Raw genomic sequence first — 26,957 nt, forward strand, 5'->3', positions numbered from 1 at the left:
GAGGCGGGCAAGGCCGTGGTCGTCGGCGGTGTCGCGCAGGCCCCGACCGACCTGATCACCGCGATCGCCGCGTCCGCCTCGCCGGAGGTGGACGAGGACGGGCTGGCGGTCGTCGAGCGTTCGGCGTGCCCGACCTGCGGTTCGTGCTCCGGCATGTTCACCGCGAACTCGATGAACTGCCTCACCGAGGCCCTGGGCCTGTCGCTGCCCGGCAACGGTTCCACGCTGGCCACCCACGCCGCGCGCCGCGAGCTGTTCTCCGGCGCCGGGCGCACGGTCATCGATCTGTGCAAGCGCTGGTACGGCGAGGACGACGACTCCGTGCTGCCCCGGTCGATCGCCACTCGCGAGGCGTTCGAGAACGCGATGGCTCTCGACATGGCCATGGGCGGCTCGACCAACACGGTGCTGCACATCCTCGCCGCCGCGCAGGAGGGCGAGGTCGACTTCACGATCAGCGACATCGACGAGATCGGCCGGCGCGTGCCGTGCCTGTCGAAGGTCGCGCCGAACTCCGACTACCACATGGAAGACGTTCACCGGGCCGGCGGAATCCCCGCCATCCTGGGTGAGCTGTACCGCGGTGGCCTGCTGAACACCGGTGTCCACTCGGTCCACTCCCCCGACCTCGACTCGTGGCTGAACGAGTGGGACATCCGCGCGGCTTCGCCGTCGGCCGCGGCTCTGGAGCTCTTCCACGCGGCGCCGGGCGGCGTGCGGACGACGAAGGCCTTCTCGACGGAGAACCGCTGGTCGTCGCTGGACACCGACGCCGCCGGCGGCTGCATCCGCGACGTCGAGCACGCCTACACGAAGGACGGCGGCCTCGCGATCCTGCGCGGCAACCTCGCCGAGAACGGCGCCGTCATCAAGGCCGCCGGCATCGACGAGGACCTGTGGCACTTCGAGGGCCCCGCGCGCGTGCTCGAAAGCCAGGAGGAGGCCGTTTCGGCGATCCTCAACAAGGAGATCCAGGCGGGCGACGTGCTGGTCATCCGCTACGAGGGCCCCGCCGGCGGGCCGGGCATGCAGGAGATGCTGCACCCCACGGCGTTCCTCAAGGGCTCGGGCCTGGGCAAGAAGTGCGCGCTGATCACGGACGGCCGCTTCTCGGGCGGCTCGTCCGGCATCTCCGTCGGCCACATCTCCCCGGAGGCAGCGGCGGGCGGCCTGATCGGCCTGGTCGAAAACGGCGACCGCATCCTGATCGACGTCCACGAACGCCGCCTCGAACTCCTCGTCGACGCCGAGATCCTGTCGGAGCGGCACTCGAAGATGGAGGCCGCGGAGCGTCCGTGGCAGCCGAAGGACCGTCAGCGTCCGATCACGGCGGCGCTGCGGGCGTACGCGCGAATGGCCACGTCCGCGGACACGGGCGCGGTGCGCGACCCGAACAAGTGAGCTTGACGCTTCGCTGAGAAGGGCCGTCCATCCTCGATGGGGTGGACGGCCCTTTTCGTTCGTCGCCGCTGAGTGGCGACGGCGCGTCTGCGCTGGTCGGGGGCCTCTCGCCACCCAGCGGCAACAGCAGGTCTGCGCAGGCCGGCGACCTCTCGCCGCCCAGCGACGAGAGCGGATCTGCGCTGATCGACGGCCTTTCGCCACCCGGTGGCCACGGTTGATCTGCGACGGTCAGCGGTTTTCGCCACCCAGTGGTGACAGCGGACCTGCGCAGGTCGCCGACCTCCCGCCACACAATGGCGACAGCGGGCCTGCGCCCGTCAGCGACCTCCCGCCGCTCAATGGCGACAGCGAGCCTGCGCTGATCGAGGGGTTTCGCCACCCAACGGCGACGGCGGGTCAGCGCTCGCCAGCCCCTCTCGCCAACCGGCGGCGAACCACAGGTCAGCGCGTCAGAACGATGACCACCACCGAGGCCGCGGCGGCCAGCAGCAGCGACACGATCCCGAGGGGCAACGGCCGCTTGCGCCACGGCGTGTTCTTCTCCAGCGAGATCCGGCCGGCACCGGTGAAAATCAGGGCGAGGGCCACGACGCCGACGAGGAGCTCGAACTCCCAGCCCCGGCCGTCACCCTGGAAGAAGCCACCGTGGAACTTCGCGAACACGGCGCTGGCGGCGACTCCCAGGATCCCGGCGGCCGCGAGCGGCGTGAAGAGGCCCACGAGCAGTAGCGCGCTGCCGCCGACCTCGACGATGCCGGTGATCCAGGACAGCAGCGTGGTCTGCTTGTGGAAGCCGAACGTCTCCAGCAGGTGCGCGAACCCCGTGATGCCGGGTCCCCCGAACGCGCCGAACAGGTGTTGCAGGCCGTGCGCCCCCACGATCGCGGCCAGGCCCAGGCGCAGGATCAGCAGGCCGAGGCCCAGGCCGCCCTGGCGGACCTCGTCGTCGTTGTCGTTCGTCGTGTCCCCGACCCCGGACAGCAGGCCGCTCTGGTAGTCATCCCCTTGACTGGTCACGCGCGAAGGGTAGGGGATCCCGACCCCGGCCGCGAGCGAGCGCGCCGAGGTCAGGGACCCCTTCGCGTCAGTATTCGCCGCGCACGAGGTTCTCGGGCAGTTCGCCGCCGGCGTAGCGCGCGATCTCGGCCGCAGCGACGGCGTACGAACGTCGCCGCACACCGGCGACGGCCCCGCCGATGTGCGGCGTGAGCAGCAGGCCCGGCGCGCTCCACAGGGGGTGGTCGGCCGGCAGCGGCTCGGGGTCCGTCACGTCGAGCGCCGCCCGCAGACGCCCAGCCGTGAGCTCGGCCAGCAGCGCGTCGGTACGCACGACCGGTCCCCTCGCGGCGTTGACGAGGACGGCGCCGTCGGGCATCGCGGCGAGGAACTCGGCGTCGACCATTCCCCGCGTGCGCGACGTGAGGGGGACCATCAGCACCGCGATGTCGTGGTGCGGCAGGAGCTCGGGCAGCTCGGCGACGCCGTGGACGCCGTCGCGGGCCGACATGCCCACCATCGTGCAGCGGACGTCGAACGGTTCGAGCCGGCGTCGCAGCTGCCGCCCGAGGTCGCCGGCGCCGATGATGAGCGCGCGTTGCCCTTGGAGCGTCTCGGCGGGACGGCGTTCCCAGTGGTGCTCGCGGTGGGCGTCGGCGAAGACGTCGAGCTTCCGGTACATCGACAGCAGCACGGCGACGACCCATTCGGCCGTGCTCCCGCCGTGCGCGCCGCGGCAGGTGGAGAGCAGGACGCCGTCGGGCAGCTTGCCGACCCAGTCCTCGGCGCCGGCCGAGAGCAGCTGCACCAGCTTGAGGTTGGGCAGCTCGCGCCACAGCTCGTCACCCGCCGGGTGCCGGCCGGGGATGAGCACCTCCGCCTTCGCGGCTTCCGGCGGCACGGGTTCGCCCCATTGGTAGCGCACGGCCTGCACCATCGGGAGCTCCGAGAGCGCCTGGACACCCTCGTCGTCGGGGACGAGCACGGTGAGCGTCATGATCGCCACGTTAGCCACTTACTCCCCGCTCACGCGGACGCACCTAGGCTGGAGCATCATGCGTACCCGGTACCGGTGGTCGGCGCCGCTGGCCCTCCTCGCCTGTGGCGGACTTCTGCTGTCGGGCTGCGCGCGGTTCGACGACACCGCGGCCGGCCAGACGTTCAGCCCCGCCCCGGTGCCCAGCCCCGAGTCGCCGCCCCAGGTGCAGGACCCGGGCGACCCGTCGGGCGACGGCCAGGGCCAAGGTCACGGCGGTCAGCAGCAGGCGCCGACGCCGATCCCGCCGCCACAGGGCTGCAAGGACTTCGACAAGGCCGTCATCGCCACCTGCCTGGACACGGTCGCGGCCGTCGCCGGCCTCCCGGGCGACGGCTCGACCCCCGCGGCTCTCGCCGGTGAACGGAAATCCGGCCGCGTGCTCCTCGCCACGGCAGGCCGCGACGCGGCGCCGTTCGAGCAGCTCGACGTCGTCGCCACGGGTGACGGCGGCCTGACGTCGCTGGCGCTGTCGCCGAGCTACGTCGAGGACCAGCTGGTCTTCGCGTACATCACGACGGCAACCGACAACCGCGTCGTCCGCTTCGCCAAGGGCCAGCCGCCGAAGCCGGTGCTCACAGGCATCCCGAAGGGCGCCACCGGCAACCGTGGCGCCCTCGTCGGCGACGGCCGCGGAGCCCTACTCGTCGCAACTGGCGACGCGGGCAACCCCGCGTCCGCCGCCGACCCGAAGTCGCTGGCTGGCAAAGTGCTGCGCATCGACACGTCGGGCAGCCCGGCCGCCGGCAACCCGACCGCGGGCTCCGCCGTGTTCGCCTCGGGCCTCCACGCCCCCGGCGGCCTCTGCACCTCCGCCGACGGCAAGCGCGTGTGGGTCACCGACCAGACCGCCGGCCCGGACGCCCTGTACCGCGTGCAGGCGGGCCAGCCGCTGGCGACGCCCGCGTGGACCTGGCAGGACAAGCCAGGCCTCCGGGGCTGTGCCGACTTCACCGACCTGAACGGCCTCCTGGCCATCGCGTCGTCCACCGGTCTGCAGAGCCTCCCGGTCAACCCGGACGGCGCCGTCACCGGCAAGCCGACCGTCACCCTCGACGGCAAGGGGACGCCCCCCACCACGTACGGCCACCTCGCCGCCATGAGCATGATCAGCCCTCAGCTGGCGGTCGCCGGCACCACCAACAAGGACGGCGGCACACCCGTCTCCAGCGACGACCGCGTTGTCCTCATCACGATCGTCCAAACCAGCGGCACGCAGGGGAAGGACTGAGGTCCGCTCCTCGCTTGACCTGCGAGCTTGGGTTGTCGCCACTGAGCGGCAACACGGCCGCGCCGGACTTCTTGTCGCCCGATGACCGGCGGCGGACCGCATCGGCCGTCGCCATTCAGTCGCCATTCAGCGGCGACTACGGTTTCGCCCCTCACCGACAACCGCGGTGTCGCCCCTCACCGGCGACGGGGTGCCACCACTCGAAGGCAGCTGCGGTTAGCCAGCCAAAGACGACAGCGGCGTGGCCGCTCAACGGCGAAACCGCGGAGCCCGGCTTTCTGCCCGCAACGCCCGGATGTCCAACGTCGCTGCGGCAACCGACACCAACGCGGCCAACAGCCCGAGATACCGCCCGACCCCCGGGTTGATCATCACGCCGGCCGCTTCCAGAAACGCCCGCTGGTCACTGTCGAAAACCCAGTCCAGCGTCGTCCAGCCGATCACCATGAGCAGCAGCGCCGCCAGACCCGCGACGAGCCACAGGTGCGGCAATCCACTGATCCGCACCTTCCGGACCTGCCCGAAGACCACCACCACGATCCCGGCTAGCAGCACCACCAACGGCGGGAACCACGAAAAGAAGTCCGAGTGCCAGGCCGACCGCACGACGTCGTCGTGGGGCAGGGAGTTGAAGGCGTCCCGGACGTCGTCCGTCGCGGTGTCGGCCGTGAGGACCGTCCAGGGCAGGAACAACGTCACGAGCGCGAGCAGCCCGGCCCCCAGACCGAGCCACTCGCGCCACGTGACGCGTTTGACGGAGAACGCCACTCAGGAACCGACGCGCTCGACGATGAGCTCGCGCACGCGCTTGGCGTCGGCCTGGCCCTTGGTGGCCTTCATGACCGCGCCGACGATCGCGCCCGCCGCGGCGACCTTGCCGCCGCGGATCTTGTCGGCGATGTCGGGCTGGGCGGCCAGCGCCTCGTCCACGGCGGCGATCAGCGCGGAATCGTCCGAAACAACCTTCAGCCCGCGCTTGTCCACGACCTCACGCGGCGAACCCTCGCCCGCGAGCACACCCTGCACGACCTCCTTGGCGAGCTTGTTCGTCAGCTCCCCCGAGGACACGAGCGCGATCACCTCGGCCACCTGCGCCGGCGTGATCGCCAGCTCGGCGAGCTCGACCTCGCGCGTGTTCGCCTCCTGCGCCAGCGTGTTGACCCACCAGCCGCGCGCCTCGTCCGGCTTCGCGCCGGCCTCGACCGTGGCCGCGACGAGGTCGACGGCGCCGACGTTCAGCAGGTCGCGCAGCGCCTCGTCCGACAGGTTCCACTCGGTCTGGATCCGCTTGCGCCGCTCGGCCGGCATCTCCGGCAGCGTCTTGCGCAGTTCCTCGACCCACTCACGCGAAGGCGCGATGGGCACCAGGTCGGGCTCCGGGAAGTACCGGTAGTCCTCGGCGGTTTCCTTGGTACGGCCGCCGGAAGTGGTTCCGTCGGCCTCCTGGAAGTGCCGCGTCTCCTGCTTGATGGAGCCGCCGTCCGCGAGGATGGCCGCCTGGCGCGTCATCTCGTACCGCACCGCGCGCTCGACGCTGCGCAGCGAGTTGACGTTCTTCGTCTCCGTGCGCGTGCCGAACTCGGTGGCGTTCTTGTCCATCAGGGACACGTTCGCGTCGCAGCGAAGGGACCCCTGGTCCATGCGGACGTCGGACACGTCGAGCGCTCGCAGCAGGTCACGCAGCGCCGAAACGTACGCCCGCGCCACCTCCGGGGCCCGCGCGCCCGTGCCCTCGATCGGTTTGGTGACGATCTCGATCAGCGGCACGCCGGCACGGTTGTAGTCCAGCAGCGAGTAGTCCGCGCCGTGGATGCGACCGGTCGCGCCACCCATGTGCAGCGACTTGCCGGTGTCTTCCTCCATGTGCGCGCGCTCGATCTCCACGCGCACGATCTCGCCGTCGTCGAGCGTCACGTCGAGGTAGCCGTTGAAGGCGATGGGCTCGTCGTACTGCGACGTCTGGAAGTTCTTCGGCTGGTCCGGGTAGAAGTAGTTCTTCCGCGCGAACCGGCACCACTCGGCGATCTCACAGTTGAGCGCAAGGCCGATACGGATCGCGCCTTCCACGGCCTTGCCGTTCACCACGGGCAGCGCGCCGGGCAGGCCGAGGCACGTGGGGCACGTCTTCGTGTTCGGCTCGCCGCCGAACTCGTTGGCGCAGCCGCAGAACATCTTCGTGTTCGTGTTGAGCTCGACGTGGACCTCGAGCCCGAGCACCGGGTCGAACCGCTCGATGACCTCGGCGTAGTCCATCAACTCGGCCACGGCAGTCACTTCGTTCCTCCCAGCTCCGGGACCTTGTGCACGAGCGATCCGCCGGCGGCGGCGTCACGCGCGGCCTCGTACGCGGCGCCGACGCGATAGAGCCGGTCGTCGGCGAGCGCCGGGGCCATGATCTGCAGGCCGACCGGCAGGCCGTCCTCGTCGGACAGTCCACTCGGGACGCTCATGGCGGCGTTGCCCGCGAGGTTCGACGGGATGGTGCAGAGGTCGGCGAGATACATCGCCATCGGGTCGTCCACGCGTTCGCCGATCTTGAACGCCGTGGTCGGCGTGGTCGGCGAAACCAGGACGTCCACCTGCTCGAATGCGGAGGTGAAGTCCTGCGTGATGAGCGTGCGCACCTTCTGGGCCGAACCGTAGTAGGCGTCGTAGTAGCCCGACGAAAGCGCGTAAGTGCCCAGCATGATGCGGCGCTTCACCTCGGCGCCGAAGCCCTTTTCCCGGGTCAGCGACATGACTTCTTCGGCGCTGTGCGTGCCGTCGTCGGCCACGCGCAGGCCGTAGCGCATCGCGTCGAACCGCGCGAGGTTCGACGACGCCTCGCTCGGCGCGATCAGGTAGTACGCGGGCAGCGCGTACCCGAAGTGCGGGCACGAGACCTCGACCACTTCGGCGCCCAGGGCGCGCAGCTGCTCGACGGCGGCCTGGAACGACCGCAGCACGCCGCCCTGGTAGCCGTCGCCGCCGAACTCCTTCACCACGCCGACGCGAACGCCCTTGAGGTCCCCGTTGGCGCCCTCGCGCGCCGCCGCGACGACCGGCGGGACCGGTGCGTCGATCGACGTCGAGTCCAGCGGGTCGTGCCCGGCGATGACCTCGTGCAGCAGCGCGGCGTCGAGCACCGTCCGCGCACAGGGGCCGGCCTGGTCCAGCGACGACGAGAACGCGACGAGGCCATACCGCGAAACCCCGCCGTACGTCGGCTTCACGCCGACCGTCCCCGTGACGGCGCCCGGCTGGCGGATCGAGCCACCGGTGTCCGTCCCGATGGCCAGCGCCGCCTCGAACGCCGCGATCGACGCCGACGAGCCACCGCCCGAACCACCCGGGATGCGGGCGTGGTCCCACGGGTTGTGCGTGGGGCCGAAAGCGGAGTTCTCGGTGGACGAACCCATGGCGAACTCGTCCATGTTCGTCTTGCCGAGGATGACGATGCCGGCTTCGCGCAGCTTGCGCGTGACGGTCGCGTCATACGGCGGGATCCACCCCTCCAACGTGCGCGAACCGCACGTGGTCGGGATGCCCTCGGTGGTCAGCACGTCCTTGAGCGCCAGCGGCACGCCCGCCAGCGACGACTGGGGCTGCTCCCCCGCGGCCAGCTTCTCGTCGACGGACTTGGCCGCGCCGAGCGCGCCTTCCGTGTCGACGTGCAGGAACGCGTGGACGTGGTCGTCGACCTCGGCGATCCGGTCCAGGTGCGTCTGCGTGACCTCGACCGCGGAAACCTCGCGCGCGTGGATCTTCGCCGCCAGCTCGGCGGCGGTCAGCTTGACGAGTTCACTCACTGTTCTTCTCCCAGAATCCGCGGCACCCGGAACCGGCCCTCTTCGGCGGCCGGCGCACCGGCCAGCGCCTGCTGCTGCGTCAGGCAGGGGCGGAGCTCGTCCTCGCGGAAGACGTTCGTGAGCGGCACGGAGTGCGAAGTCGGCGGAACGTCGGCCGCGGCGACCTGGCTCACCTTCGCCACCGAGTCCAGGATCTGGTCGAGCTGGCCCGCGAAGACGTCCAGCTCGTCATCGGTGACGGCCAGCCTGGCCAGCTTGGCGAGGTGCGCGACCTCGTCTCGGGAAATGTTGGGCACGCGGGTGACTCCCGGGGTGTGCTGTGCGGGTGCGGTCGGAAGCTGCAAGTCTATGGTGACGGCGCCGGACGGCTCGACCGGGTTACGGCCGGACCTGCTGTGACCCGGGTGTCCCGTTCCCCGGACGGCGGGTCCCCGGCACTACCCGGTCTGTCACAATCGGCGCCCGGTTACCGCGTTCCGCGACAAGGCGGAACGCCTGAGGCGAGAGGGGCGTGTGGTGTCGTTCCTGCTGCGGGTCCAGCTTCCGGACTCCCCCGGCACCCTCGGCGCCGTCGCGACGGCGCTGGGCACCGTCGGCGCCGACATCCTCAGCGTCGACGTCGTGGAGCGCGGCGGTGGGGTCGCCATCGACGACCTCGTGGTCGAGCTCCCGTCCGGCCGCCTGCCCGACGCCCTCATCACCGCGGCCGAAAGCGTCGAGGGCGTCGAGGTCGACGCAGTCCGGCCGTACGCGGGCATCCTCGACACCCACCGCGAGCTGGAGCTGGTGGAGGAGATCGCGGCGCAGCCGAAGGCCGGACTCGATCTGCTGGCAGAGGGTGTGCCGAAGATCATTCGCGCCGGCTGGGCGGTCATCGTCGAACACCGTGAGTCGGGCACCCGCCGGCTGGCCTCGTCGAGCGCGGCGCCCGAGAACCCGTTCACGGACCTGCCCTGGCTGCCCCTCGAACGCGCCACCGTTCTCGACGGCGAGGAGGACTGGATCCCGGACACGTGGAAGGAGCTGGGCACGGAGCTCGCGGCCACGCCGCTGGGCAAGCCGGGCAAGGCCCTGCTCGTCGCCCGTCCCGGGGGGCCCAATTTTCGCGCCGCCGAGGTCGCCCGCCTGGCCCACTTCGCCGGCATCGTCGCCGTCGTCCTGGACGGCTGACGCTCCCTCGGATTCCGGCACTGACCTGCGGTTCGCCACCCAGCGGCGAGAGCCTCGCCCCGTGGACCTCTCGGTGACCAATGCCTTCCGGCGGCCGCGGTCGGTCGTCGGCATTGGCCACCGAGAGGCGACGGTATGCCGTCCGACAGCTGCCACGGTCCGACCGCGCGAGCATGGTCGAAGATCCGATCGATGGCGGCAAACGGCGGCCCCGCTCAGCCCACCCGCGAATAGCGGCGGCTCCGTCGTCACGAGGCCGACCGGCGGACACGCGCGGCACCCACTATTGGGCGCCTCGAGTCCAACAGGCGGCACCCGAGACCCTCGCGATTCGCCGTCAGGAGGCCGTCAAGCGACGCCGGCGGCCCCCGCGATCGCCGCCACGACGCCAACACACGACGCGTGAATTCCACGCGATTCGCCGCCACGACGCCGCCAGGCGAACACCTGCGGCCCCCGTGATTCGCCGACAGGAGCTCAGGCGGCGCCCACCCCAGGCAGCCGTCAAGTCCTGCCCGAACCGTCGTCACTCAGCAGCAAATCCCCCTGACCAGCCGAAACAATGTGTAAATCGTACTCGTAAGCGATCAACCTGACGCTCGGAAACGGCCACCAGTCCCGCTCGGGCAACCTCCGAAACCCGATGCGTTCGTACAGCCGATGAGCCGCCCGCATCTCGTCGAGGCTGCTCAACACGATCTTCTCCAACCCCAGATCCCGCGCCCGCCTCAGCTCCGCCCGCGTGAGCGCCTCGCCGATCCCCCGCCCCCGCGCGGGCCCGGCAACGGCCAGCATCCGGAACTCCAGCTCACCCTCACGCGAAATCTCCGCGTACGACGTACCTGGCCGCACCACCGCGACGGTCCCGAGCACCGGCCACCAGCAGCTCGGCTTGCTCCGCCCGCCGGGCGACGTCGCGCAGCTCGGTCTCTTACCCGACGTCCGCGGAAAGCGGACCGGCCAACCGATACGCCTCGACCGTCAGCTCCCCCACCGCCGCGAACTCCTCGACCCCCGCGGCGGCCTGATCTCGACGTCACTCATCCACCGGCTCCTCCTCGGCACCGGTGTCCAGCGCCACCTCGGCAGCCGCGTCGGGCCCTTGCTCCAGCAGCACGCGGAAGCCGTCCTCGTCGAGCACCGGCACCTTCAGCTGCACGGCCTTCTCGTACTTCGACCCCGGCGCCTCACCCGCCACGACGAACGCCGTCTTCTTCGACACCGACCCCGCCGCCTTGCCGCCGCGGGACATGATGGCCTCCTTGGCCTCGTCGCGCGAGAACCCGTCGAGCGAGCCCGTCACCACGATCGAGAGCCCTTCGAGGTGCCGCGGGATCGAGTCGTCGCGTTCCTCTTCCATCCGCACGCCGGCGCGTCGCCATTTTTCGACGATCTCCCGGTGCCAGTCGACCTCGAACCACTCCTGCACGGCGTGCGCGATCGTCGGCCCCACGCCGTCGACGTCGGCGAGCTCCTCCTCGCTCGCGTCCTCGACGCGCTGGATCGACCCGAACTCGCGCGCCAGCGCCTGCGCCGCCGTCGGCCCGACGTGGCGGATCGACAGCGCGACGATCACCTTCCACAGGGGACGGTCCTTCGCCGCGTCGAGGTTCGCCAGCAGCTTGCGCGCGTTGGCCGAGAGGTCGCCCGCCTTGGTGCGGAACAGTTCCACCTCCGACAGCGCGTCCTCGCCGAGGTCGAACACGTCACCCTCGTCGGCGACCACGCGCGCGTCGAGCAGCGCGACGGCCGCCTCGTACCCGAGCACCTCGATGTCGAACGCACCACGCCCGGCCAGGTGGAACAGCCGTTCGCGCAGCTGCGCGGGGCAGAACCGGGTGTTCGGGCAGCGGATGTCCTTGTCGCCCTCCTTCTGGTAGGCGAGCTCCGTGCCGCATTCCGGGCAGTGCGTGGGCATCACGAATTCGCGCTCGGCGCCCGTCCGCGCGTCGACGACCGGCCCCATCACCTCGGGGATGACGTCGCCCGCCTTGCGGATCACGATGCGGTCGCCGATCAGGACGCCTTTGCGTTTGACCTCTTCGGCGTTGTGCAGCGTCGCGCGCGCCACCGTGGAACCCGCCACCTTCACCGGCTCCGTTACGGCGAACGGCGTGACGCGCCCCGTGCGCCCGACACCCACCTGGATGTCGAGCAACGTCGTGATCGCCTCTTCCGGCGCGTACTTGTACGCGATCGCCCAGCGCGGCGCGCGCGAAGTGGTGCCCAGCCGGCGCTGCTGCGCGACCTGGTCGACCTTGATCACGACGCCGTCGATCTCGTGCTCGGCGTCGTGCCGGTGCTCGCCCCAGTACGCAATGTGGTCGGTGAGCTCCTTCGCCGTGTGCAGCACGCGCGTGTGCGGCGAGACGGGCAGCCCCCACGCCACCAGCGCGTCGTACGCGTGCGACTGCGTGACCGGTTCGAAGCCCTCGCGCTTGCCCAGGCCGTGGCAGATCAGCCGCAGCCGGCGTTCCTTGGTGATGCGCGGGTCCTTCTGCCGCAATGATCCCGCGGCCGTGTTGCGCGGGTTCGCATACGGTGGCTTGCCCGCCTCGACCATCTTCGCGTTGAGCTCCAGGAAGTCCTCGACGCGGAAGAAGACCTCGCCGCGCACCTCGATGAGCTTCGGCACGGGGAAGTCGTCGGTGCCGGTGAGCTCGTCGGGGACCTGCTCCAGCGTGCGGATGTTGAGCGTGACGTCCTCGCCCGTGCGGCCGTCGCCGCGGGTGAGGCCGCGGGTGAGCTTGCCGTTCTCGTACAGGAGGTTGATGGCCAGGCCATCGATCTTCAGCTCGGCCAGGTACTCCGTGGAGCCGATCTCCTTCTCGACGCGCTCCACCCAGGTGAGGAACTCCTCGGTGTCGAAGACGTTGTCGAGGCTCAGCATGCGTTCGAGGTGGTCGTACGCGTTGAACTCGGTGGAGAACGTGCCGCCGACGTTCTGCGTCGGCGAATCCGGCGTGACCAGCGCCGGGTACTGGTCTTCGATCGCCTGCAGCTCGCCGAGGAGCGCGTCGAACTGGCCGTCGGACACGATGGGCGAATCCAGCACGTAGTAACGGAACTGGTGCCCGCGGACGTCCTCGGCGAGGGCGCCGTGGCGTTCGCGCACGTCGGCAGGGACGTCGGTCACGTCCTGCACCCCTTCGGAGGGCGCGGCCGGCTGGTCGTGGGGAAGGTCGCTGCTCACGGGTGGTAACACTAGCCGGAGGTGCCGACAGTTTCGTCTTCTTGCTCGTCCAGGCCCCGGACCAGGTCACGGAGCTCCAGCAGGCTGATCGTGCCGGCCGGCTCGGTCTCCGCCGTCTCGACGCGGCGTAGCCGTTCGGCGGCGACGCGTTCGCCGAGCGTCGCGTCCAGCGGCAGGAACGTCATGGTGGTGCGCGCCGCCGGCTCCAGTTCGGCCAGCGCGGGGTGGTAGACGGCCACGTCGACGACGCCCTCGTCCACCTGCGCGACGACGCGCACGTCGGCCAGCGCGATGTGGTGGTCGCCGAGGTTCACGGTGACCTCGGTCGGGTCCGGGACCGGCGGGACGGAGTCGTGGTGCTCCCAGATGGCGTCGTCCGGCGGGGCGGCGGCCTTCCAGGCGTCGGTGAACGGCCGCAGCTGCGGGTCTTCCTGCCCGGTGACGACGAGGGCGTAGATCGCTTGACGGCCGCGTTCCAGCGAGAAGTGCAGCCGCGGGTGCAGGGCCTCGACGAGCACGCACAGGTCGTGTTCCACGCGGTGGGGTTCGCGGTCGCCCAGGGCCGCGTTGACCTCGGGGAGCAGCTCGAACCAGCCCTGCCAGAACCTCACCGCGGCCGCCTCGACGTCGGACGGCACGGGCTGGGCGGGCCAGGGCGTGCGCGGGTCGGGCGGCGCTGCCGGGTCTTGACCTTGGCTTTGGCGCGCGCGACGGCCGCGGAACAAACGCATGGGACATCCCCCGTTGTCGATCGTTCCCGACACGCTACTCCGGGCTCACCACGTCTCGGGCGGCTCCACGAAGGCCTTGCCGACGTCCCGGGTCAGGGCGAGCGCGCGGCGCATCCACTCGTTCGTGGCGCCGGCCATACCGCAGGTCGGCGTCGGGACGGCGCGCTCGGCCAGGATCGACCGGTTGAAACCCAGGCGGTCCACGAGCCGGAACGCCGGCTCGGCGACGTCCTTCAGCGTGGGGCGCGTGCCTGGGTCCAGCGCCGGCACGAGCCCGAGGAACAGCGACGTGCCGCTGTCCCACGTCTCCCCGATCGCGTCCAATGTCTCGGCCGACGCCTTCCCGAGCAGCGTCAGGTCGAACGCGATCGCGTCCGCGCCGGCCCTGCGCAGGAGTTCGAGGGGCGGCTTCGGCGCGCAACAGTGCACGACGACGGGCTGCTCCGTGATCGCCCGGACGCCCTCGATCATGGTCGTCAGGAGGTCCCGCGCCTCCGGCTCGGGCACGGCCGGCACGTTCCCGTAGCCCGACGGCGTCGGCAATCCCCCGCCGAGCACCGCCGGCAACGACGGCTCGTCCAGCTGCACCACGATCGGCGCGCCGATCCGCGCCTTCAGCTCCGTGACGTGCTGAGCCAAACCGTCCAGCAGAGAGGACGTGAAGTCCCGCATGGCGCCACGGTCAGTGAGCACGCGGTGCCCTCGCGGCAACTCGATGCCGGCGCCCAGCGTCCACGGCCCGGCCACCTGCGTCTTGAACACGGGCGGCAGGACGCCCGCCTTGTCTCGGGCTTCCTGCACGGCATCGAGATCCCACTGCAGGAGGTCTCGCCCCCGCCGGTGATCGTGCCCGGGCCGCCCCGCGACGCGGTATCCGCTCGGCACGACCTCGACGGCCAGATCTACAAGCAACGCAGCGGTTCGCCCGAGCATGTCGGCCCCCACCCCACGCCCCGGCAACTCCGGCAGGTGCGGGAACTCGGGCAGCTCCCCGAACACGACGGCGGCCGCCTCACCCGGGTCCGCTCCGGGCATCGAGCCGATCGCGGTGGCCGCACCGTCGGGCCAAGCTCGTTCAGTCACGGGCGAATTCTCGCCGAACGCACCCCGACGCCTCCCACCGCCCTCTCCAGGGTCACCCGACTGAGCCGGACATTCGCCGCATATCCCTTTGCCAGCCCCGAATTCGAGGAGACAGCGATACTCTGGATGGCCATGACGAGCTCCTCGCCATCACCGCCGGGCCGGCACCCCGACGAGGTGAGTCCCACCCGGCTACCCAGGTGGGACGACGGGCCGCGCATCCCGGAACGCCGCTCCGCCAGCCGATCCTTCGGCGGCACTCTGTTCACCGAGACCGTCCTGCTCGTGAGCCGCCGAGCCGAACTCGCCGAGACCGACGAGGAGTTCAGCGTCCTCGATCGCGGCGGCGCCCGCATCGGTGGCGTGGCCGACGTCAGCCAGGGCTTCCTCCACAAAGCCGCTCGCCTTTTGCCGAAATACGACCAGTACGTGACCCACAAATTCGAAATCCGCGACGCCAACCACAGCACCGTCCTGAAAGTGGCCAGGCCATCCAAGGAACTGCGCACGCGCTTCGTCGTCACCCGCGCCGACGAAACCCCGATCGGCGAAATCGTCCCGACCCGCGCTCCGGGGGACACTCGCTTCACCCTCGTCGTCGAGGGCCGCACGGTCGGCCGCGTCGCCACCGCTGGCCGGCACCCGTGGGACGTCGTTATCAGGAACCACGCCGGCTCCGAGGTCGCCCGCGTCGGCGCCCCGCCGGCCGGCCTTTCGCCGATCCGCGGCGACTCCTACCTCGTCGAAACCCCGCACCAGCTGCCGGAACCCCTGGCCAGCATGGTCGTCGCCACGACCCTCACGATCGACACCGCCCTGACCCGCGCGACTGCCTGAGCACGTGACCGTTGTCTCAGGCCGTCCAGGTGGACACCACGCCGGTGACGGCCCAATGTGAGGCGAGAGGCCGGGACGCCGGAGTCCTGCCTGGACGGAGGTCACCGTGGAGCCGTTGCCCGAAGACAGCAACCGGAATTGGACAGAGCCCGGCGTCTACGAAGTGGCCGCCGGCGTCTACCGGATCCCGTTGCCGTTGCCGAACGACGCCCTCCGCGCAGTGAACGTCTACGCCGTCACCGACGGGACCACCCTCGCCCTCGTCGACTCCGGCTGGGCCCTCACCGAAGCCCGCCAACTTCTTGCCGAAGCCCTGAAAGGCATCGGCGCCGAACTCGGTGACGTGCGCGAGTTCCTGGTCACCCACGTGCACCGCGACCACTACACGCAGGCCGTGGCCATTCGGCGCGAATTCGGCAACAAGATCGCCTTGGGCCAACTCGAGGAACCTTCACTCAAGATCACCGCCGACCCGGACCAGCTGCCGCTGCAGGCCCAGGTCGAACTCCTTCGCCACTCAGGCGCCGACGAGGTTGTCGCCGCCCTGGGGAAAATGTTCGCCGACATCCCTCGCCGCACGGATTTCGACCTGTGGGAAGACCCGGACGAGTGGCTCACCCCCGGCCGCCGCCAGGTCCTGCCCAACCGGGAGCTCGAAGTGGTCCATACCCCAGGCCACACCACCGGCCACGTCGTTTTCCTCGACGAGGCTGCCGGTTTGTTGTTCTCGGGCGACCACGTCCTCCCCCACATCACGCCTTCGATCGGTTTCCAGCCTGTGCCGGCCGAGTTACCGCTCAACGACTACCTCGACTCACTGCGCTTGGTCCGTGCGCTGCCCGATCAGCGCATGCTCCCGGCCCATGGCCCGGTGGCCGACAGCGTGCACACACGGATCGACGAGCTCCTCGAACACCACCGCCAGCGCCTCGCGAAGATGGCCGCCCAGATCGACGCCGGCGCCAGCACCGCGTTCGAAACGGCGAGCAGGATGGGCTGGACCCGCCGCGGCCGCACGTTATCCGAGATGGATGCGTTCAACCAAATGCTCGCCGTCCTCGAAACGGGCGCACATCTCGACCTTCTCGTGTCACAGAACAAGCTGAAAGTCCAGCAGATCGACGGAGTTCGCCACTACCGGACGAACTGACGCTCCGGCCGGACCAACCACAACGCCGACATTGCGCTGGAATTGACCACCATGCCCGACCTCACCGTGCGAAAAGCCCGTCGCGATGACGTTGAAGCCATCGTCCGCATGCTCGTGGACGACCAACTCGGCGCGACCAGGGATTCAGCCGACGACCTCGAGCCTTACCTTCGCGCGTTCGAGGCCATCGACGCCGACCCGCAGCAGCTTCTGATCGTCGCGACGTCGAGCGACGAGCCCGTGGCGACGCTGCAGCTGACGATCATCCCCGGCCTCGCCCGCCGGGGCGCCCTCCGTGGCCAGATCGAAGCGGTGCGCGTTCGCAGCGATCAGCGCAGCGCAGGACTCGGTCGAGCGCTCGTCCAATGGGCGATCGAAGAATGCCGTCGACGGGGATGCGCCCTGGTGCAGCTGACCTCCGACACCTCCCGAAACGCGGCGCACAGGTTCTACGAGCAACTGGGTTTCACCGCCAGCCACACGGGTTTCAAGCTGCACCTCTGACCTCTCCGACCGTCCATTCGGAACAGATTCCCGGCCCTCACGCCTGGGGCTCATCCACGGTGACACGAAGCGACCGCGATTCCAAGAAAATGGCACGAACGGCCCGTTCGTGCCATCTTGATGATCGATCACCGACTCTTGCGTATCGTCGCCGCCATGACCAAATCGACACCGGCGCACCCGGCAGCCGACGATTCCAGCACCGCCCCCGAAACCGCTGACCTCGACTTCCTTCTCCGTGCCATGCAGGCGAAACTTGAGATCTTCGAGCGCTTGCAAGGACCGCAGCTGATGCAGGTGGCCAAGGACGCAAGCTTCCAGATCGCGCGGTTGCAAGCGCTGCAGCTGCACTGTCTCGCCGGCCTGCGAAGACGAAGATCGGACGCACGTGAACTCGCCTCTGAAGTCGCGTTGGCCCTCCACCTCACGGACAACCGCGCCGGCGCCATGATTTCCGCGGCCGAGGCGTTGACGAACCGTCTCCCGCGGACCTTCCGCCTCATGGACAACGGATTCGTCGATCTCTACCGTGCCATGAAAGTCACCGATGGCACCGTGTGGCTGTCCGACCACCACGCACGGATCGTCGACACCCTGCTCGAAGACCGTCTGGCCGTCAAGAACCCGACACAGATCCGCAAAGCCACCGCGTACGCGGCGATGAAAGCCGATCCCGAAGGCGCCGCGAACCGCGTGACACAGCGGCGCACCGAGCGGCGGACGGTATTACACCACCAATCCGAGGGCATCTCGCAGCTGTCCATCGACAACGCACCAACGGAGAAGGCCACCGCCGCTTATCTCCGTATCGACAAAATCGCCCGAACGCTCAAGAAGAACGATGAGAAGCGGACGCTCGACCAGATCCGCGCTGACGTCACGCTCGACCTCCTGCTGACCGGCAAAGGCGGGGTTCCCGAGCAGACCGAGGTTTACCTCTACCTCGACCTTCACACCTACCTGGGTCTCAACGACAAACCTGCCGAGATGTCCGGGCACGGGCACGTCCCGGCCGAACTCGCCCGGCACATCGCCACCGGCCCCAACACGACATTGCGCCGGATCATCACCGACCCGTTGACCGGGCAGGTGATCGAAGTCGGCAAGTTCCGCTACCGGCCGAGTATCGACGTCGGCGAGTTCGTGCGGGTGCGGGACCGCGAGTGCCGTCAACCCGGCTGCCCGCGCCCTGCGCATGACTGCCTGACCGAACGGACACCGACGAAAGCCGACTCGGCAACCGACGCCGACGGAACCCTGAGCTACTGCCTCCGCCACCGTCGCCTCAAGAACCGCGCCGATTGGCATTACCAGGTGATCGACGATGGGAAGCTCGTCATCACGACGCCGACGGGCCAAGAAGTCGAGAGCATCCCACCGCCGCTCCATGAGCCCGACCTGCAGGTCGAGCACCCTGAGCAGACGCGCAAGGGGGCTTGAGCGCCGAGGTCAGCGCGTGCTGTAGATCTTCGCGCTGCCGAGGACAAGGTCACCTACGCCGGCGTCTGGCCGATACAGGACCACGACCTGCCCCGGAGCAACGCCTCGCAACGGCTCGCGCAGCTCGATACTGACGTGCTCGCCATCGGCCTCGGCGACGGCCTCGGCAATGCCGCCGTGCGCGCGCACCTGCACAACGCACTCGGTCGGACCATCGAGCGCGCGCCCGTTGGGCCAGATCGCCCGGTCGGCCTCGATCACATCGACGCCAAGACCGGTCGACGACCCGACCTTCACCGTGCCCGAAACTGGCTCGAGCGAGAGCACATACCGGGGCCGCCCGTCATCGGCCGGCGCGTCGATGCCGAGACCCTTGCGCTGTCCGACGGTGAAGCCGTGCACACCCGTGTGCTGCCCGAGGACGGCGCCGGTCTCGGCGTCCACAAGCTGACCTGGACGCTGCCCGAGCCGGTTCTCGAGGAACTGCTTGGTGTCGCCGTCGGGAATGAAACAGATGTCGTGACTGTCGGGCTTGTTCGCCACCGAAAGACCACGCTGCTCCGCCTCGGCACGGACATCCGTCTTCCACGAGTCGCCCAGCGGGAACATCGCGTGGCTGAGCTGCTCCGGCGTGAGGGACGCCAGCACATACGACTGGTCCTTGCCTTCGTCGGCACTCCGGCGAAGCTCAAGCACGCCGTCGACGGTCTCGAGGCGTGCATAGTGGCCGGTGGCAACGGCGTCGAAGCCGAGAGCCATCGCCTTCTCCAACAACGCCTCGAACTTGATCTTCTCGTTGCAGGTCACGCACGGATTGGGAGTCCGGCCCGCTGCGTACTCACCGACGAAGGTCTCCACGACCTCTTCGGTGAAGCGCTCGGCAAAGTCCCAGATGTAGAAGGGAATTCCGAGGATGTCGGCTGCGCGGCGGGCATCGTGCGAGTCCTCGATCGTGCAGCAGCCACGCGAACCAGTCCGAAGCGTGCCCGGTTTCGCCGACAGCGCCAAGTGCACGCCGACGACCTCGTGGCCGGCGTCAACGGCCCGCGCCGCGGCGACGGCCGAGTCGACGCCTCCGCTCATTGCGGCCAGTACTCGCATCGCTTACACCTCTTGCTTCTGGGTCTGCTTGCGCATGCCGGCAAGTCCCGCCTGCCGAGCCCTGGCGACGACCCCGCCAATCTCCCGCGCGAGCGCGGTCACGTCTTCCAGTGTGGATGTGTGGCCCAGCGAGAATCGCAGTGAGCCACGGGCTGCCGCGGCGTCGGCGCCCATCGCAAGCAGCACGTGGCTCGGCTGGGCGACACCTGCGGTACAGGCTGAGCCGGTCGAGCATTCGATTCCCTTGGCGTCGAGCAGCATCAGCAAGCTGTCGCCGGCACAGCCAGGGAAAGTGAAGTGGGCGTGGCCGGGCAGCCGCTCGCCTCCGCCGTTGAGGATCGCGTCGGGGATTTCGCGCTGGACCGACTCGATGAGCTGGTCGCGAAGTTTCTCGACGCGGGCGGCGTACTCGGCGCGCGTCTCGATCGCGGCGCGGACTGCGGCGGCGAAACCGACGATGGCCGGGACGTCGAGGGTTCCGGAACGGACGCTGCGCTCTTGGCCGCCACCGTGGAGGACGGGCGTGCATTCGGTGTCGCGGCCGAGGAGGAGAGCGCCGACGCCGTACGGGCCGCCGAGCTTGTGTCCTGTCAGGGTGAGGGCGGCGGCGCCGCTGGCAGCGAAGTCAACGGGGACGGCGCCGACGGCCTGGACGGCGTCGGTGTGCAGCGGGATGTCGTGCTCCGCGCAGATCGCGGCGAGTTCGGCGATCGGGTTGATGCTGCCGACCTCGTTGTTGGCCCACATCACCGTTGCGAGGGCGACGGTGTCGGGCGAGGACTCGACGGCGGCGCGCAAGGTGTCCGGCAAGACGCGGCCCTCGCTGTCGACCTCGAGCCAGGTGATTTCGGCACCGCACTGGGACTCGAGCCATTCGACGGTGTCCAGGACGGCGTGGTGCTCCACGACGCTGCACAGAATCCGGCGGCGCTCGGGGTGAGCGCTCTGGCGGGCCCAGTAGATGCCCTTGACAGCGAGGTTGTCACTCTCCGTGCCACCGCCGGTGAAGATGACTTCGGAAGGGCGGGCGCCGAGGGCTTCGGCGATGATTTCGCGTGATTCCTCCACCACGCGGCGTGCGCGGCGTCCCGAAGAGTGCAACGCGGAGGCGTTGCCCACGGTGGACAAAGCCTCGGTCATCGCCGCTACGGCTTCGGGCAGCATCGGGGTGGTCGCCGCGTGGTCGAGATAGGTCATCGCCCCATCAGGGTAGTCCGCTCCAGCCCGTTACGAAGTCCGGCCTGGGGCCGGAAGTGGCCTGTCACACCTTCTGAGGCCATCGGCTGGTCACGCGAGCTCCCCAAAGAGCGAGCAGAACGAGGGCGGCGACCAGAATTGCCATCGCCGGCGACGGATCGGCGGCCGAGGCGACCATGGCCAGCAAGACACCGCCGAGTCCGATGAGCAGGGCCGAGCCGACCCAGTCGGCGAGCTGCATGGCCGAGGTGTTGAAGCCGCGTTCGCCTTCCGGGGAGTAGCGGAGCAGGAGCACGGAAATCGCGGGCATGGCGATGCCCATGCCCGCGCCGCCGATGGCGCAGACGACGAACGCCAGCCAGGCGGGGCACCAGGGCTGCGCGACGAAACCGAAGCCCAGCAAAGCGACCGCGACCAGGGCGAAGCCGATGCGCAGCGTCGCTTCGCGGGACCAGTCCAAGAACTTGCCCTGGAGCCCGGAGGCGGCCGACCAGCCGAGGGCGGTGATCGTGAGCGGCAGGCCGGCCAGGGCGGGGCCGTATCCGTGGACGGCGGTCATCGTGAGGGGCAGGTAGGCCTCCATCCCGGCGTAGGCGCCGGAAAGCAGCGCGCGGGAGGCCACGACGGTGGGCAGGCCGGGGTGGAACGTCATCGTGCCCGCGGGCAGAAGCCTGCGAAGGGCCAGAGCGAGAGCCGCGAGGCCGACGGCGCCGTAAGCGAGGGCGACAGGCGAGGGATGCTGAGCGGCCCAGGTCAAGGCGGCGATCCCGAGCGCGGCGATCACCGCGGGCAGGACGCCGGCGCGGCGGGCCTCTGCGGCCGGCACGTGATCGGGCAGCTTGCGGACGACGACGAACAGCAGCGCCACCCCCACGGCGACCAGCGGAACCAAGCCGAGGAACACCCAGCGCCAGCCGACACTGACGGTGATCAGGCCGGCGACCGACGGACCGATCACGGCCGGCAAGACCCAGGCGGCGGCGTTCGCGGCGTAGATGACGGGGCGTTCGCGGTCGGTGAACGTCAGGGCGATGAGCAGGGACACCGCGACCAGCAGGAAGCCCGAGCCGAGGCCCTGGAGAGCGCGGCCAGCCAGGAGCATCGGCATGGACCTCGCGGTGCCGGCCACCACCAGGCCCGCGGCGAACAGCACCGGGCCGGCCAGGAGGGCGGGCGCCGGGCCGCGGCGGTCGCCCATGCGACCGGACAACACGGTCGCGACGACGCTGGCGATCAGGAACGTCGTGAACGGCCACGAATACAGCGTGAGTCCGTGCAGATCCGCCACCAGCGTGGGCATGGCTGTGGCGACGCCCATGCTTTCGAACGCCACCAACGTGACCACCAGCAACAAGCCGATCGTCGTGAGCCGGTGATCACGGTTCCACAGCACGCTTCTTCGGGGCTCGGCATCGAGGATCGGCGTCATGATCGACAGCCTGCTACCTCCAGCATTGTGGAGGTCAAGTCGATTTCAAGCTGTTCGGTTCACAGCGACTGGATCGAGCCTCAGGTCTCGTGCCAGCGCGGCGGCCTCACCGCGGGAGCTGACCTCGAGCTTCTCGAGAAGGTTGCGCACGTGGAACTTCACCGTGTGCTCGCTGAGCTGCAGTTGCGTGGCGATCTGACGGTTTCGCAGACCCTGCGAAATGCCCGACAGAACTTCGAGCTCCCGAGCGTTGAGGCGGTCGAGCGGCCGAAGCTCGGGCGGTTCGACGGTGTCGAGCGGCAGTGCGGCGGTGATCGTCGCGCCCCAGCCGGGGACGGCGTCGACCTCCCAGCTGCCGCCGAGGGGCGTGATGCGTTCGGTGAGGCCGGGGTCGAGAACGACGTCGGGGACGTCTGGGGCGTCGTCGCGGACGGTGATGCGGAGGGTGGCGGCGGCGAGGCGCCAGGAGGCACGAATTCGAGTTGTGCCGGGGCGGTCGAGGGCGGCGATGACGAGGCCGCGCGTGACGGTGCGCGCCGTGTGGGCGATGTCCTGCCGAAGTTGGCGGTCGTCGGTCGGGCCGGCGAGGTCCACGGTGACGTCGGCGTGGCCGACCAGTGGCGAAAGCTGGTCGGCGAGCACGCCGAAGGCGGCACGGGCGGACTCGGCGGACAACGCCTGGTCACGATCGGCCACGGCCCGCAGGTCGAGGAGTGCACGAGCGGCCAGGTCGGTCGCGGTCTGGCGGGCCGCCGCGTCGCTCAGGCGGCCCGAGCGCAGAACGGCCAGGAGTGCGACGAGCGTGGCCGCGTGCGTCTGGCCGAGGTCGGTGGCGGTCTGGGCGCGTGCGGTGGCCGCGGCGAGGTTGCTGGCGAGGACGTCGGGACCGGGGTCGACGGCGCGTTGCCCGGCGTCGGTGCTGGTCAGGTGCCACAGGCGGGCCGCGAGTCCCAGGGCAGTGGCGGACGGCTTGGCGTTGGCGGGCACGAGGGCGATCACCGCGCCGTTGCCGATGGCGGGGCGGGAGGCGAGGAGGACGACGCGACGTTCGGCACCGGCGAGCACGGCGCCGAGGACCACGGCCTCGCCCGGGACGGCGTGCCCGGCGAGGTGATCCAGCTCCGCGCTGGTGACGGCGGCCGTGATCGACGTGTCGCCGGTGACCTTGAACGGGCTGCGCGGGCAGTCGCCCGTCTGCATGGCGGCCGCGCGGTGGGGCAGCACGGCGGCGAGCTCCTTCGAGAAGCGCGGCAGCATCTCGGGCCGCGGCGCGGAGATGACCCGAACGGCGACGTCGAGCACGTGCGCCGGATCGGTCCAGGGGGCGTCCATGTGTCCACGGTAGGCGCGTGCGAGCGGTCCCGTCCTGCTCGTCCGGCTAGTGAACGCTACTCGTCCGAGCGGTTCGGATCGCGACGCGGGACAGTTGACTCGAAGCAGGACGAACGACCGTCCCGAATCGAAGGAGAGTACGAACAACCATGCGAGCCATCACCTTCGCCGCGTACGGCGGCCCGGACGTCCTGCAGCTGAGCGACGTCCCGGTGCCGGAACCCGGCCCCGGACAGGTCCGCGTCGCCGTGCGGCGTGCGGGCGTGAACCCCATCGACTGGAAGATCCGCAGCGGCGCCATGGCCAAGGGCGACGCGCCGAAGAGCCCGCAGATCCCGGGCGCTGAGCTGTCCGGCGTCGTCGATGCGGTGGGCGACGGCGCGGACTTCGCTGTGGGCGACGAGGTCTTCGGGTGGGCCGCCACCGGCTCGTACGCCGAGTACGCGCTGGCCACGGCCGTCGCGCGCAAGCCGGCGAGCTTGTCGTGGGACGACGCCGCGGCGTTGCCCGTGGCCGGCGAAACGGCGTTGCGCGTGCTGCGGCTGCTGGACGTGAAGGCCGGTGACCTGCTGCTGATCCACGGCGCGAGCGGCACCGTCGGGCGCTTCGCCACGCAGGCGGCCGTCGCGATCGGCGCGACCGTGATCGGCACGGCGGGGCAACGCAGCCTCGACGACGTGAAGTCGCTGGGAGCCATCCCCGTCCTCTACGGCGACGGCTGGCCGGAGCGCGTGCGTGAAGCGGCGGACCGGCCCGTGGACGCGGTGTTCGACGCATCGGGTCACGGGGTGCTGCCGGCCTCCGTTGAGCTGCGCGGGTCGAAGGAGCGGGTGGTGACCATCGCGGACGGGGCGGCGTTCGAACTGGGGTTGCCGTTCTCGGCCGGCGGCGCGGACGACCAGAAGCCGGAGGTGCTGGAGGAGATCCTCGAGTACGCCGGGCGTGGGTTGCAGATCGCACAGGGCGAGAGCTACCCGTTGGAGGAGGCCGCGGCCGCGCAGGAGGAGAGCCAGATGGGGCACCCGGGAGGGAAGATCACGATCGTCGTTTCCTGACGAATCGGCGGGGCCGGCCCCTCCTCGGTCGGCCCCGGCGAGGCCCGGACAGGTGAACTCGATCGTGTGGCGATGGTCGATCGTCGAGCAAATGGCGTGGCACGATTGCCTGGTCAGAACGTTTTGCCGCTGAATGGCGACGGGGTCGGGCGTTACCTCAGAGCGGTTCGCCGGGTGTCGCCGGTCGAGGCTGGGACCCGGTAGCGGTGGGGGCGCGACGGCAGCGAGTCAACAGCAGTCGTGGGGGTGTTGCCGTTCAGTGGCGACGGCAAGGCGCGGACGTCGCCGCTCAGTGGTGACAGCAGGTCGAGGGTGTTCGCCATTCAGCGCGACGGCAAGGGGGGACGTCGCCGTTGAGTGGCGACAGCAATTCGCGAGCGTCGCCGCTCAGAGGCGACAGCAAGTCGAGGGTGTTGCCATTCAGTGCAACGGCAAGGCGCGGACGTCGCCGTTGAGTGGCGACAGCACGGTGCGAGCGTCGCCGTTGAGTGGCGACGGCAATTCGCAGGCGTCGCCGCTCAGAGGCGACGCCCGCGAATCCGCAGGTCGACCGAGGATTTCAGTGAACCGAGTGCGCCTTGGCCGGTTCGGCCGCAGTCTGGTCAGCTACGGTCGGCACGGGAACCGAGGACGTCCGACGGCGCCCCTGGGCCGGAATCCGGACCGTCCCGAGAGCCGAGTGCACCGACGCCTCCGCGAGGGCAGCCAGTGAGCGGCGGTCCTCGGCGCGCCCGGGGGCGATCTCGGGGCAGACGTGTGCCTCGAGGACCAGACCACGCAGCGAGGCCACTCGCCGCAGGGAGGCGATGAGGGACTCGGGGCCGATGAAGGCCGGCATGCTGGTTTCGCGGCCGTCGGCTAGGCGGTAGCGCAACGCGATCGGCCGGACGGGCACGCCGCCGTCGATGGCGGCCTGGAACGTGGCCGAGGTGAAGCGGCCCGAGGCGAGGCCGCACCACGTCGTGCCTTCGGGGGTGACGTTGACGAGCGAGCCCGCGCGCAGGGAGTCGGCGAGCTCGGTCATCGTGGCGGGCAGGGTGCGCAACCGTTCGCGATCGAGGAAGATGCTGCCGCCTCGGCGGACGAGGGTGCCGAGGACCGGCCAGGAGCCGATCTCGACCTTCGCGAGGGCGCGCATGGGGCGCAGGGCGTTGATGGCGACGATGTCCAGCCACGAGATGTGGTTGTTCACCACGAGCGCACCACGGCCGGCGGGCGCGGCGAGGAAATCGGCGCCGCCCCGCACGACCAGCTTCACGCCGAACGCGCGCAGCACCGAGCGGAAAATGGTGCGCACGAAGCGTTCCCGGCTCCGGCCGCGGAGCATGAGCAGCAGTGGCGCCGTCAGCAGGGCCGCCAGGACGACCGTGATCGCCGAAACGAAGCGAAACACGCGACGCGGGAACGACACCGTGGCGGCGCCTTCGGTGAGGCAGCCGTCGCCGCAGGGGGACGTCGGCATCCAGGCGTGGCTCATACCTGCACTCCGAGGAAGAACTTGAGGTAGCGCTCGTCGATCTTGTGGAGGTCGAGCAGCACGAAGAAATCGGCGACGCCGAAGTCCGCGTCGAGCGCCGGCGGGCCGCAGACCTCGGCGCCGAGCCGCACGTAGCCCTTGATGAGCGGCGGCAGCATGGCGCGGTCCGGACGCGCGACAGACTCGGCGTCCCACGGGTGCAGCGGCGAGACGCGCCGCGACTCGCCGGCGTAGTGCTTGGTGCGCAACACATCCCAGACGCCCGCGGCATAGCTGCCACCGTCGCTCAGGGGCACCGACGCGCAGCCGGCGAGGTAGCGGTGGCCGGAAAGCAGCATGTAGCGAGCGATCCCTGCCCACACCAGGCTCACGACGGCGCCGCTGCGGTGGTCCGGGTGCACGCAGGAGCGGCCGGTTTCCACGAGCGTCGAGCGCAGATCGGAAAGGGCCGTGAGGTCGAATTCGCTGTCGGAGTAAAGGCTGCCGGCCTCCGCCGCGCGTTCCGGCGGCAGCATGCGGTAGCAGCCGACGATGTCACCGGTCTTGTCGTCGCGCACCACGAGGTGGTCGCAGAACTCGTCGAAGTAGTCGACGTCGAGGCCGGGTTTCAGCGAATTGAGTTGAGCCCCCATCTCCTCGGCGAAAACCTGGTGCCGCAGCTTCTGCGCGGCGAGCACCTCTTCGTTCGCGTGGGCCACGAGCAGGGAGTAGCGCGGCGCATCGGCCGGGAGCTCGACACCCGCCTGATCAGTGCTGACGAGGAGCTGAGACGACGTCATGAACACTGTGTACCTGCGAGCTGG

23 protein-coding genes and 1 pseudogene are annotated in these 26,957 nt (G+C 70.0%); 8 read left to right on the top strand and 16 right to left on the bottom strand.

Annotated features, from left to right (window positions below; all coding sequences use genetic code 11):
• The coding region (ilvD, locus tag ACWEOE_RS34950) for a dihydroxy-acid dehydratase (protein WP_452016843.1) at positions 1-1,401 on the top strand (1,401 nt) is incomplete at its 5' end.
• 444 nt (positions 1,402-1,845) lie between these two features.
• On the opposite strand, the gene ACWEOE_RS34955 is transcribed toward ilvD, so the two are convergent.
• Positions 1,846-2,421: a DoxX family protein gene (locus ACWEOE_RS34955; protein ID WP_452016845.1), complete on the bottom strand. Its 576-nt coding sequence runs from the start codon at positions 2,419-2,421 to the stop codon at positions 1,846-1,848.
• Between the two features lie 67 nt (positions 2,422-2,488).
• Complete coding sequence (locus ACWEOE_RS34960) at positions 2,489-3,397, bottom strand: 2-hydroxyacid dehydrogenase (RefSeq protein ID WP_452016847.1); 909 nt, start codon at positions 3,395-3,397, stop codon at positions 2,489-2,491.
• 58 nt (positions 3,398-3,455) lie between these two features.
• Here ACWEOE_RS34960 and ACWEOE_RS34965 point away from each other — a divergent pair, with 58 nt between their 5' ends.
• Positions 3,456-4,667, top strand: coding sequence for a PQQ-dependent sugar dehydrogenase (locus ACWEOE_RS34965; RefSeq protein WP_452016849.1), 1,212 nt, complete (start codon positions 3,456-3,458; stop codon positions 4,665-4,667).
• A 249-nt stretch (positions 4,668-4,916) separates the two neighbouring features.
• Here the strand turns inward: ACWEOE_RS34965 and ACWEOE_RS34970 are convergent, their stop codons facing one another.
• Genes ACWEOE_RS34970 through gatC form a run of 4 tightly spaced genes read right to left on the bottom strand, consistent with a single transcriptional unit; the run spans position 4,917 to position 8,751 of the window.
• A complete protein-coding gene (locus ACWEOE_RS34970; protein ID WP_452016851.1) occupies positions 4,917-5,435 on the bottom strand; it encodes a hypothetical protein in 519 nt (172 codons plus the stop codon).
• On the bottom strand, positions 5,436-6,941 hold the full coding sequence (gene gatB / locus ACWEOE_RS34975) for an Asp-tRNA(Asn)/Glu-tRNA(Gln) amidotransferase subunit GatB (protein ID WP_452016853.1): 1,506 nt from the start codon (positions 6,939-6,941) through the stop codon (positions 5,436-5,438).
• A complete protein-coding gene (gene gatA, locus ACWEOE_RS34980) occupies positions 6,938-8,455 on the bottom strand; it encodes an Asp-tRNA(Asn)/Glu-tRNA(Gln) amidotransferase subunit GatA (protein ID WP_452016855.1) in 1,518 nt (505 codons plus the stop codon). The genes gatB and gatA overlap by 4 nt, the downstream gene beginning before the upstream one ends.
• On the bottom strand, positions 8,452-8,751 hold the full coding sequence (gatC, locus tag ACWEOE_RS34985) for an Asp-tRNA(Asn)/Glu-tRNA(Gln) amidotransferase subunit GatC (RefSeq protein WP_364055905.1): 300 nt from the start codon (positions 8,749-8,751) through the stop codon (positions 8,452-8,454). Before gatC ends, gatA begins: the two co-directional genes overlap by 4 nt.
• Positions 8,752-8,971: 220 nt before the next feature.
• Between gatC and ACWEOE_RS34990 the strand changes: the two genes are divergently transcribed.
• Positions 8,972-9,625, top strand: a complete 654-nt coding sequence (locus ACWEOE_RS34990; RefSeq protein ID WP_452016858.1) for an amino acid-binding protein — start codon at positions 8,972-8,974, stop codon at positions 9,623-9,625.
• Positions 9,626-10,129: 504 nt separating this feature from the next.
• Here the strand turns inward: ACWEOE_RS34990 and ACWEOE_RS34995 are convergent.
• The 4 genes and pseudogenes from ACWEOE_RS34995 to ACWEOE_RS35010 all read right to left on the bottom strand — a co-directional run bounded on the left by ACWEOE_RS34995 (position 10,130) and on the right by ACWEOE_RS35010 (position 14,632).
• A pseudogene (locus ACWEOE_RS34995) lies at positions 10,130-10,669 on the bottom strand (GNAT family N-acetyltransferase).
• Complete coding sequence (gene ligA, locus ACWEOE_RS35000) at positions 10,662-12,818, bottom strand: NAD-dependent DNA ligase LigA (protein ID WP_452016860.1); 2,157 nt, start codon at positions 12,816-12,818, stop codon at positions 10,662-10,664. Before ligA ends, ACWEOE_RS34995 begins: the two are co-directional and overlap by 8 nt.
• A gap of 11 nt (positions 12,819-12,829) precedes the next feature.
• Positions 12,830-13,549 (bottom strand): hypothetical protein, encoded by a 720-nt coding sequence (locus ACWEOE_RS35005; protein ID WP_452016862.1) that lies wholly within the window; start codon positions 13,547-13,549, stop codon positions 12,830-12,832.
• A 45-nt stretch (positions 13,550-13,594) separates the two neighbouring features.
• A complete protein-coding gene (locus ACWEOE_RS35010) occupies positions 13,595-14,632 on the bottom strand; it encodes a methionine synthase (protein WP_452016864.1) in 1,038 nt (345 codons plus the stop codon).
• A 285-nt stretch (positions 14,633-14,917) separates the two neighbouring features.
• On the opposite strand from ACWEOE_RS35010, the gene ACWEOE_RS35015 reads away from it, so the two are divergent.
• From ACWEOE_RS35015 to ACWEOE_RS35030, 4 genes are all read left to right on the top strand, one after another.
• Positions 14,918-15,469: a hypothetical protein gene (locus ACWEOE_RS35015; RefSeq protein ID WP_452016866.1), complete on the top strand. Its 552-nt coding sequence runs from the start codon at positions 14,918-14,920 to the stop codon at positions 15,467-15,469.
• Between the two features lie 106 nt (positions 15,470-15,575).
• On the top strand, positions 15,576-16,619 hold the full coding sequence (locus ACWEOE_RS35020) for an MBL fold metallo-hydrolase (protein WP_452016868.1): 1,044 nt from the start codon (positions 15,576-15,578) through the stop codon (positions 16,617-16,619).
• Positions 16,620-16,670: 51 nt separating this feature from the next.
• On the top strand, positions 16,671-17,123 hold the full coding sequence (locus tag ACWEOE_RS35025) for an N-acetyltransferase family protein (RefSeq protein ID WP_452016870.1): 453 nt from the start codon (positions 16,671-16,673) through the stop codon (positions 17,121-17,123).
• A gap of 156 nt (positions 17,124-17,279) precedes the next feature.
• Positions 17,280-18,563 carry a DUF222 domain-containing protein gene (locus ACWEOE_RS35030; RefSeq protein WP_452016872.1) on the top strand — a complete coding sequence of 428 codons (1,284 nt, stop codon included), beginning with the start codon at positions 17,280-17,282 and terminating at the stop codon, positions 18,561-18,563.
• Positions 18,564-18,572: 9 nt separating this feature from the next.
• Here the strand turns inward: ACWEOE_RS35030 and mnmA are convergent, their stop codons facing one another.
• The 4 genes from mnmA to ACWEOE_RS35050 all read right to left on the bottom strand — a co-directional run bounded on the left by mnmA (position 18,573) and on the right by ACWEOE_RS35050 (position 23,622).
• Positions 18,573-19,664, bottom strand: a complete 1,092-nt coding sequence (gene mnmA, locus ACWEOE_RS35035; protein ID WP_452016874.1) for a tRNA 2-thiouridine(34) synthase MnmA — start codon at positions 19,662-19,664, stop codon at positions 18,573-18,575.
• Between the two features lie 3 nt (positions 19,665-19,667).
• Positions 19,668-20,861, bottom strand: a complete 1,194-nt coding sequence (locus ACWEOE_RS35040; protein ID WP_452016876.1) for a cysteine desulfurase family protein — start codon at positions 20,859-20,861, stop codon at positions 19,668-19,670.
• 64 nt (positions 20,862-20,925) lie between these two features.
• Positions 20,926-22,290 carry an MFS transporter gene (locus ACWEOE_RS35045; RefSeq protein ID WP_452016878.1) on the bottom strand — a complete coding sequence of 455 codons (1,365 nt, stop codon included), beginning with the start codon at positions 22,288-22,290 and terminating at the stop codon, positions 20,926-20,928.
• 45 nt (positions 22,291-22,335) lie between these two features.
• Positions 22,336-23,622: a helix-turn-helix transcriptional regulator gene (locus tag ACWEOE_RS35050; RefSeq protein ID WP_452016880.1), complete on the bottom strand. Its 1,287-nt coding sequence runs from the start codon at positions 23,620-23,622 to the stop codon at positions 22,336-22,338.
• Between the two features lie 149 nt (positions 23,623-23,771).
• Here ACWEOE_RS35050 and ACWEOE_RS35055 point away from each other — a divergent pair, with 149 nt between their 5' ends.
• Positions 23,772-24,677 carry an NADP-dependent oxidoreductase gene (locus tag ACWEOE_RS35055; protein WP_452016882.1) on the top strand — a complete coding sequence of 302 codons (906 nt, stop codon included), beginning with the start codon at positions 23,772-23,774 and terminating at the stop codon, positions 24,675-24,677.
• A gap of 559 nt (positions 24,678-25,236) precedes the next feature.
• Here the strand turns inward: ACWEOE_RS35055 and ACWEOE_RS35060 are convergent.
• Together ACWEOE_RS35060 and ACWEOE_RS35065 are read right to left on the bottom strand one after the other, a co-directional pair.
• Positions 25,237-26,154 (bottom strand): lysophospholipid acyltransferase family protein, encoded by a 918-nt coding sequence (locus tag ACWEOE_RS35060; RefSeq protein ID WP_452016884.1) that lies wholly within the window; start codon positions 26,152-26,154, stop codon positions 25,237-25,239.
• Positions 26,151-26,933: a GNAT family N-acetyltransferase gene (locus tag ACWEOE_RS35065; RefSeq protein ID WP_452016886.1), complete on the bottom strand. Its 783-nt coding sequence runs from the start codon at positions 26,931-26,933 to the stop codon at positions 26,151-26,153. The genes ACWEOE_RS35060 and ACWEOE_RS35065 overlap by 4 nt, the downstream gene beginning before the upstream one ends.
• Between the last annotated feature and the right edge of the window lie 24 nt (positions 26,934-26,957).

The organism is Amycolatopsis sp. NPDC004368 (assembly GCF_053602515.1).